Origin of the sequence: Mesorhizobium sp. SARCC-RB16n, from assembly GCF_008520305.1 — a bacterium.
In the GTDB taxonomy this organism is placed as follows: Bacteria; Pseudomonadota; Alphaproteobacteria; order Rhizobiales; family Rhizobiaceae; genus Mesorhizobium.
This window is the reverse complement of sequence record NZ_ML703312.1, coordinates 596-8,600: the sequence shown is the minus strand read 5'-3', so window position 1 is coordinate 8,600 and position 8,005 is coordinate 596. Positions and strand designations below refer to the sequence as shown.

General features: G+C 61.4%; 7 protein-coding genes. 4 read left to right on the top strand and 3 right to left on the bottom strand.

Annotated elements, in window-relative coordinates; all coding sequences use genetic code 11:
* The 3 genes from C7I87_RS34295 to C7I87_RS34285 all read right to left on the bottom strand — a co-directional run.
* Nucleotides 1–1,349, bottom strand: a 1,349-nt coding sequence (locus C7I87_RS34295) for an ABC transporter ATP-binding protein (protein WP_149908366.1), incomplete at its 3' end; no start/stop codon positions are given.
* Nucleotides 1,350–1,447: 98 nt separating this feature from the next.
* Complete coding sequence (locus tag C7I87_RS34290) at nucleotides 1,448–2,542, bottom strand: BMP family ABC transporter substrate-binding protein (protein ID WP_149908362.1); 1,095 nt, start codon at nucleotides 2,540–2,542, stop codon at nucleotides 1,448–1,450.
* Nucleotides 2,539–3,372 carry a GntR family transcriptional regulator gene (locus C7I87_RS34285; protein ID WP_149908361.1) on the bottom strand — a complete coding sequence of 278 codons (834 nt, stop codon included), beginning with the start codon at nucleotides 3,370–3,372 and terminating at the stop codon, nucleotides 2,539–2,541. Before C7I87_RS34285 ends, C7I87_RS34290 begins: the two co-directional genes overlap by 4 nt.
* 250 nt (nucleotides 3,373–3,622) lie before the next feature.
* On the opposite strand from C7I87_RS34285, the gene C7I87_RS34280 reads away from it, so the two are divergent.
* From C7I87_RS34280 to C7I87_RS34265, 4 genes are read left to right on the top strand one after another with little or no spacing between them, the layout of a single operon-like run.
* Nucleotides 3,623–4,483, top strand: coding sequence for an aromatic ring-hydroxylating oxygenase subunit alpha (locus C7I87_RS34280; protein WP_149908360.1), 861 nt, complete (start codon nucleotides 3,623–3,625; stop codon nucleotides 4,481–4,483).
* A 42-nt stretch (nucleotides 4,484–4,525) separates the two neighbouring features.
* Complete coding sequence (locus C7I87_RS34275; protein ID WP_149908359.1) at nucleotides 4,526–5,425, top strand: aromatic ring-hydroxylating oxygenase subunit alpha; 900 nt, start codon at nucleotides 4,526–4,528, stop codon at nucleotides 5,423–5,425.
* Nucleotides 5,426–5,448: 23 nt separating this feature from the next.
* Nucleotides 5,449–7,215 (top strand): 2Fe-2S iron-sulfur cluster-binding protein, encoded by a 1,767-nt coding sequence (locus C7I87_RS34270; protein WP_149908358.1) that lies wholly within the window; start codon nucleotides 5,449–5,451, stop codon nucleotides 7,213–7,215.
* Between the two features lie 9 nt (nucleotides 7,216–7,224).
* Nucleotides 7,225–7,875 (top strand): glutathione S-transferase family protein, encoded by a 651-nt coding sequence (locus C7I87_RS34265; RefSeq protein WP_149908357.1) that lies wholly within the window; start codon nucleotides 7,225–7,227, stop codon nucleotides 7,873–7,875.
* Nucleotides 7,876–8,005 lie beyond the last annotated feature (130 nt).

Below are 8,005 nucleotides of genomic sequence, written 5' to 3'. Positions count from 1 at the left end.
GCCGCGCCGGCGCGGCTGAGATCGATGATGGTCTGGCGGATGAAGGCGGATGCGCCGACATCGACCCCCCAGGTTGGCTGCGAAACCAGGAGCAGCTTCGGCGTGAGCGCGATCTCGCGTCCGACGATGAATTTCTGCAGATTGCCACCCGACAGGCTTTGCGCGGTCGCTTGCGCTCCGCTGGCCTTGACCTTGAACCTGTCAATGATGCCGGTGGCGAAAGCCTTCGCCTTGCGTCGGTCGACCAACCCCTTGCGCACCGTGCCGAAGCGATGCGCCGTCAGCACGGCATTCTCCCACAGTGTGTGCGATGGCACGGCACCGCGTCCGAGCCGCTCCTCGGGAACGAAGGCGACCCCGAGTTTGCGGCGTTCCTGGGGGCGCAGGCGCGCGGCGTCGGTTCCGCGAATCCTGATCGCATCAGCGCGCTCATGGGTGCGTTCGCCGCTGAGCAGGGCGATCAGCTCGGCCTGGCCATTTCCGGAAACGCCGGCGAGGCCGACGATCTCCCCGCCATGCACATTGAACGAAACGTCCTTCAGGTCGACGCCGAAATGGTCCCGGGCCTTGACCGAGAGGCCCTTGACCTCAAGCACGGGTCTGTCGCTTGGGACCGGCGGGCTGACGTGCATTTCAGGCAGCCTGGAGCCGACCATCATGCGGGCGAGCTCTAGCGATGTTGTTTCCTTGGGTCGCGCTGTGCCGGTGACCCTCCCGTTGCGCAGCACCGTTGCGGTGTCGCAGAGCTCCTGCACCTCGTCGAGCTTGTGGCTGATATAGACGATGCTGCAGCCTTCGGCGGCCAATTGCCGGAGCGTCTCGAACAGCTTGACCACAGCCTGCGGCGTCAACACGGAAGTCGGTTCGTCGAGGATCAAGAGTTTCGGCGCCTGCAGCAGGCAGCGCACGATCTCGACGCGCTGGCGCTCGCCGACCGACAGGTCGTGCACCTGGCGATGCGGATCGATGGGCATGCCGTATCGGAGCGAGAGGTCGCGGATCTTTTCGGCAAGCGAGGGAAGATGAAATCCGCTGCTTGCCGATAGCGCAATGTTCTCGACCACAGAGACCGATTCAAACAATGCGAAGTGCTGGTAGACCATCTCGATACCGAGCGCGCGCGATACCGCCGGGTTGTGGGCGACGATCGCATTGCCATCGCTGTAGATCTCCCCGGAATCGGCCTGCGCCGCGCCATAGATGATCTTCATCAGCGTGGATTTGCCAGCGCCATTCTCGCCCAGCACAGCGTGGATCTCGCCGGGCTGGATCGACAGTGAAACGTCGTCATTGGCGACGACGCCCGGATAGCGTTTGCAGATGTTGCACAGTTTTAGACGCGGGTGCATGGCGGGTCCTGCCGTGGCGTGAAGCGAGGTTGGACGAGGCGCAAGCCGGCTGGCGCCGAAGCATATCGGCTTCGGCGCCAAGGCTCCTTGATGGACGGTCAGCTCAGCTTGCCGATCATCCCCTTCACGAACCAGTTCATACCGCGAATGTCGTCATCGGCCAGAACGGAACCGGCGGCGACCTTGACGTTGCCGGCCTGGTCCTTCAATTCGCCGGCATAGGGGTGGACCTTGCCGCTACCGATGTCGGCCTCAAGCTGTTTCAGCTTGGCCCGGGAATCGGCGGGAATGCCTTCATTGTAGGGCGCCATCTTGACCACGCCGGCCGCCAGCCCGTCCCAACGCACCTCCGGCTTCCAGGTGCCGGCAGCGACGGCCTTGGCCGCGCCGACATAGTCGCTGGTCCAGTCGAGGACGAATGACGTCAACTGCTTGCCCGAACCGAACTTGGCCATGTCACTGGCATAGCCGATCGACCAGGCGCCGCCTTCGCCGGCGACCTGGACACCGGTTGCCGTATCCGTCATCGAGCAGATGACATCGCAGCCTTGTGAAAGCAACGTCTTGGCAGCCTCCTTTTCCTTGCCGGGATCGAACCAGGAATTGAGGAAGATGGCGTTGCAGGTCGCATTCGGATTGACGCTTTGCGCGCCAAGCAGCAGCGCATTGGCCGGGCCGACGATGTCGGGGATCGGGAAGCCGCCGATGAAGCCGATCTTGCCCGCTTTCGACATGTAGCCGCCGGCAGCGCCAGCTACGAAAGTACCCTCGTAATATTTGGCTTCGAAGGTGCCGAGATTGGCGAGATGGACAATGCCGGAGCAATGTTCGAAGGCCACCTTGGGGAATCGCGGCGCCACTTTCTGCATCGGCGTTCCGTGCGAGAAGCTGGTGCCGAAGATCAGCTTGTTGCCGGCGCTGGCCAATTCGCGAAAAATGCGCTCGGCGTCCTGCGGCATGAAGATGTTGTCGATGACGGTAAGTTCGACCTTGTCGCCGAACTCGGCCTTGATGGCCTCGACACCGAGGCTGTGCTGCTTGGTCCAGCCGATTTCAGCGACCGGGGAGACATAGACAGCGCCGATCTTCAGCACCTCTTGCGCTTGCGCGACGGTGCTCAATCCCCCGGCGCCAAGTGCAGCGCCGAGCGCACCGCTGTATTTCAGGAAATCCCGTCTTGTTACGTCGTTCATGATTGTAACCCTCTGTTGGTTTTTTTCGTTGATGCCCGGCTTGCGGGTGCCGGATCTTTTTTTGGAAGATGGATGTGTAGATGCGTCGCCGCATCGCCCGGTGCTTTCGCTGGCCTTGCGAGCGGAACCGCCGTTGTCGCCCCCTCGGCCTTGCCGTCGAGATAGGGTGCGAGAGCTTCGGCGGGCGTCAGCTCGGGAAACACCTCTCGGTCCATGATGTAGCCGCGCACCACGGTCCGATGGTGGGTGTCGATGAGGTCCATCGCCTGCTTCAGGCGGCCTTTCTCCAGGAGGTCGACCACCCGCGAGTGGTCGTCGAGCAGGTTACAATAGTCGAAATCGGCGGTAATGAGCGACCGAAGCAGCGTCGTACGGCGCACAAGCTGAGCATGGATTTCCTGCATCACCTTGTTGCGGCTGAGGCGCACGAAGACGGTATGGAATTCCTGACCGAGCACGTCGGCCAGCGCATCGTTGCCAGCAGCGACAGCTTGGCGCTGGCGTTCGACATGGTGGCGCAGTTCGGCCCAGCCGGCAGGGCCGAGGCGGTCGCTCAGCTGCGCGGCGACGCCCTGTTCGACCAAGGTCAGCGCGTCGTAGATCTCGAGTGCTTCCTGCATGCTGGGCCGGGCGACGAAGGCGCCGCGGTTGCGCTCGATCTGGGCCAGGCCGTCATCGGCGAGACGGATCAGCGCCTGTCGCACGACGATGCGGCTGACGTCGAATATCTCGGCGAGTTCGCGCTCGCCAAGTTTGCAGCCCGGCACCAGTCGATGATCGATGATCGCACGCGTCAGCGTTTCCGCGATCGTTTGGGAGCGACCGCTCACGACATGGCTCTCCGCCGTTTGCAAGACATGATTGGGATATCGTCCATATCGAACACATGCCCCTCAAGGTGCAACATATCTCGAATTCAGAATTCCATATATCGGAGTGCAATCGTCGCAATCTGTCAACAAAAAATCGTGTTTTGCCACACAAAAACTTATTGATTGATATCCAATCTTGTGGTTCTTTGATTTAGAGACGCTGCGCTAGGTTCATGATGAAGGGCTAGCCGAGTGAGAGGGGATGCCGATGGCAACCCGTTGCAATGACCGCGAGCTTTTGAACGACTGGCATATCGTTGCCGACCGCGCGGCACTGGCTGGCGATACACCGTTCCCGACCCGCTTGCTCGGGGTCGACCTTGCCATCGATTGCAGGGATCTTCGCAAGCTGGAGGTTGTGCGAACGGATACCGGAGCGACGCTCAAGAGGGCCGAGCGATACGGCTTCGTCTGGACGTGCCTCGATACACCCTGGCGCGACATCATCTATATTCCGGAGGCCAACGAGGCGGATCGTCATCTGGTCAGTGGCGGCTCCATTGCGGTCAAGGTGTCCGGCCTGCGCGCCGTCGAGAATTTTCTGGACATGGGGCATTTCCCCTTCATCCACGCTGGCTGGCTTGGCGAGGAGCCGCATACCGAGGTGGCGCCATACAAGGTGGAAATCACCGACAAGGGCGAGGTTCTGGCGACGGAATGCAAATTCTATCAACCGGTGGCTTCGCCGACCGCCAAGCACGGGTTTGTCGTCGACTACATCTACAAGGTCATACGGCCCTATACGGTGGCGCTCTACAAGAGCAACCCGATCCAGAAGGAGCGGCTCGACGTGATCACCTTGTTCGTGCAGCCGGTCGACGAGGAAAATTGCATCGCGCATCCTTATCTTTGTTATCTGAAGGAGGGCATGGAGGCGGCGACCGTGCGCAGCTTCATGCAACTGATCTTCGGCCAGGACAAACCGATCCTGGAGAACCAGGTGCCCAAGCGCCTGCCGCTTGATCCGCGCGCTGAGACGCCGATCCGGGCCGACGCCGTCTCGGTCTACTACCGGCGTTGGCTGCGCGACCGGGCCGTCACCTACGGCGCCATACCGGCGCAATCCTGATTTCGGCAACGACGGTCTCGGGCGCATTGAAGGAATAGAACGATGGCAAAATGCACGGATACGGTAATCCTGAATCTCTGGCATCCGATCGGCGCGATTGCCGAGACCTCTCCGTTCGTCGTCGAGGAGACGGTGTTGCTTGAGGAGCGTGTCAGTTTTGCCGTCAGCGAGAACGGCGAACCAGTCGTGTGGCGGTCGCGGCCGGGTTTGCGGCCGGGAGACCGCGCGCCGGTCATCGACATCGATGAAAGACTGCCGGCAAAGAGCGCTTATGGCTATGTCTGGACCTCGCTCGGGTCGCCGCCCGAGGATCTGTTTCCGATCCCGGAATACGCGGAAGCGGATCGACGCAAGCTCAACGCCGCGACTTTCGGCGTGAATGTTTCAGCGCCGCGCGCCATCGAGAATTTTCTCGACATGGGCCACTTCCCATACGTCCATACCGACATTCTCGGCGTCGAACCGCACACCGAGGTCAAGGAATACGATGTCGAGATTTCCGCCGACCGCGACGAGATCCTGGCGACGCGCTGCCGCTTCTTCCAGCCGATGGCTTCGACCACCTCGGACGGCGGTGCGGATGTGGACTATGTCTATCGCGTGCCGCATCCCTATTGCTCGGTGCTCTACAAATCGAGCCCTCTCGATGAAACGCGGCGCGATGTCATCGCCGTCTTTCTGCAACCGGTCGACCAGGAGCACGTGCGGGCCCACATGCTGCTGTGTGTGCTCGACGAAGACAATGAAGACAAGGTGATCAAGCGATTTCAGCAGACCATCTTCGGTCAGGACAAGCCGATCCTCGAGAACCAGGTGCCGAAGCGTCTCCCGCTCGATCCTCGTGCGGAAACACCGATACGGGCCGACAAGTCCGCCATCGCCTACCGGCGCTGGCTCAGCCAGAAGGGCGTCACCTATGGCGTCATTCCAGTAGCGGCCTGACAAGATATTTTTGGAGACGATGAATGTTGGAAGAAGCCAGGAACAAGTGGCATCCGATCGCCGCTGCCTACGATTTGCCGTACCGCCACGTCTTCCATGGCCAGTTGCTTGGCCGGGAGTTCGCCGTCTGGCGCGCCGATGACGGCTACGTCAACATCTGGGAAAACCGTTGCCTGCATCGCGGCGTCAGGCTGTCGATAGGCATCAATGATGGTCGCGAGCTTAAGTGCCAGTACCATGGCTGGCGCTATTCCAACCGCACCGCCGGCTGCACCTATATTCCGGCACATCCGGCCGACGCGCCGGCCCGCACCATCACCAACCGCACCTTTCCAGCCGTGGAACGCTATGGCCTCGTCTGGTCGTCCGAAGAACCGCGAGGCGAGGTTCCGGACGTCTCCGGTTTGCCGGAAGGCAAGTTGCTCGTGTTGCGTGGAATCCCCGTCAACGCGCCGGCCGGCAAGGTCATCGAGAGACTGAAGGCCTATCGTTTCCAGCCCAGCGCCAGGATCGACGGCGACAGCGCCGAGATCCAGGCTGACGCCGTGCAGGATTTTGCCGTGACGCTGCGCTCAGTGGACGGCAGTGCGCGGACACAGGGCGTCTTCTTCGTTCAGCCGGTCGATTCCAACCGTTCGGTCATTCGTGGCGTGCTGGATCAGGACGCCGATGGGGCCGTGCGTATCGCCATCCTGCGCCATCACAATGAGCTTCTGTCCAAGCTGCGCGATGAGGCGGAGCGGGAGGCTGCGACCGCATCGGCGCCGGCACCGATCGAGCCGATCTACGAAAAGGTGTCCGCCGAACTCGCGGAGATGCCGGAATTGATGACGCATGGCCGCAAGGCCGCACTGCGCGTCACGGTGGCGAGGAAGTGGCCGGCGGCCGACGGCATAGCCGGATTCGAGCTTCGCCCGATCAAGGGCCTTCTGCCGACCTTCCAGCCAGGCGCTCATATCGATGTCCACATGCCCAACGGCGAGATCCGGCAATATTCGATCACCAACGGACCGGGAGAAACCGACAGCTTTGTCATCGGCGTGAAGCTGGAAAGGGATTCGAAGGGCGGTTCGAAATGCATGCACGAGACCGTTCGCGAAGGCGACGTGCTGGCGATTTCGGAGCCGCGCAACAATTTCCCGCTGCGCCGCGATGCGATCAAGACGCTGTTCATCGCCGGCGGTATCGGCATCACACCATTGTTGGCCATGGCGCAGGCCTTGAAAAATCAAGAGCTGACGCACGAACTTCACTATTTCGCGCAAGGAAAAGAGCATCTCGCCTTCTCCGATCGCCTGCAGCGCCTCGGTGGTTCGCTCGTGCCCCACCTCGGCCTCACACCGGAGCAAACAGGCGCCAAACTGCGTGAGATGCTTTCCTCGTACCAGAACGGCATGCATCTTTATGTCTGTGGTCCCGGCCCGATGCTGGAAGCTGCCCGAAGGACAGCGGCCGAGCAGGGCTGGCCGGACACTGCGGTGCATTTCGAATATTTCAAGAACACCAACAAGATCGACGACAGTTCCAGCTTCGAGGTGGCCTTGGCGCGCTCCTGCCTCACGCTCAAGGTGCCCGCCGGCAAGACCATCATGCAGGTGATGCGCGAGAACGGCATCGATGTGCCGTCGTCATGCGAGCAAGGCGCCTGCGGCACCTGCATGGCGACGGTGATCGAAGGAGAGCCCGACCACCAGGACGTCTACCTCAACGATGCCGAGAGAAAGGCCGGGACCAGGATCATGACCTGTGTGTCGCGCGCCAAATCGGCGCGCCTCGTGCTGGACATATAGGAGCTGCCGATGATCACGCTTTACGACTACGAACTGTCCGGCAATTGCTACAAGTTGCGCTTGCTGATGAGTTTCCTCGGCATCGACCACAAAACCGTGCCGATCGACTTCTATCCCGGCCGCGAACACAAATCGGAATGGTTCCTGAAGCTCAATCCGCTCGGGCAGCTGCCGGTCATCAATGATGACGGGCTGATCCTGCGCGATGCTCAGGCGATCCTGGTCTACCTCGCGTCGAAATACGATCCGTCGGGCACTTGGTATCCGAGGGACAGCCCAGCCCAGCTCGGTGAGATCAGCCAGTGGCTGACCTTTGCCGACGGCATCACCGCAACTTCGTCGGCGGCCCGCCTGCACGACGCACTTTTCTACGATTTCGATGTCGATGCCGCTCGTGCCGGCGCGCACCGGCTGTTTCGCATTCTCGACGAGCATCTGTGGTTCGGCGAACAGCAAGGCCGCAACTGGATCTGTTCTTCCAGCCACCCGACCATCGCCGATATCGCCTGCTTTCCCTACCTCATCCTGTCGGAGGAGGGCGGGATACCCCGCCAGGACTATCCGGCCATCCGGCGCTGGTGCGATCGGGTCAAGCGCATCAAGGGCTTCACTGTCATGTCGGGCGTGTTCCCGGCCGGACCGGCCAAGGCCGCCGCCTAGTCATTTCCAATCACAAGCAAGGCCAAGCCTCGCAAACGAATTTCGGGGAGAAGAAAGAATGAAAACCCGCGCCGCTGTCGCAGTCGCTGCCGGAAGGCCGCTGGAGATCATGGAGGTCGACCTCGAGGGA

Bases quoted from the DNA above. Each gene is read 5' to 3' on its own strand.
- C7I87_RS34290 (WP_149908362.1), bottom strand. From the start codon at position 2,542: ATGAACGACGTAACAAGACGGGATTTCCTGAAATACAGCGGTGCGCTC.
- C7I87_RS34265 (WP_149908357.1), top strand. From the start codon at position 7,225: ATGATCACGCTTTACGACTACGAACTGTCCGGCAATTGCTACAAGTTG.
- C7I87_RS34270 (WP_149908358.1), top strand. From the start codon at position 5,449: ATGTTGGAAGAAGCCAGGAACAAGTGGCATCCGATCGCCGCTGCCTAC.
- C7I87_RS34275 (WP_149908359.1), top strand. From the start codon at position 4,526: ATGGCAAAATGCACGGATACGGTAATCCTGAATCTCTGGCATCCGATC.
- C7I87_RS34280 (WP_149908360.1), top strand. From the start codon at position 3,623: ATGGCAACCCGTTGCAATGACCGCGAGCTTTTGAACGACTGGCATATC.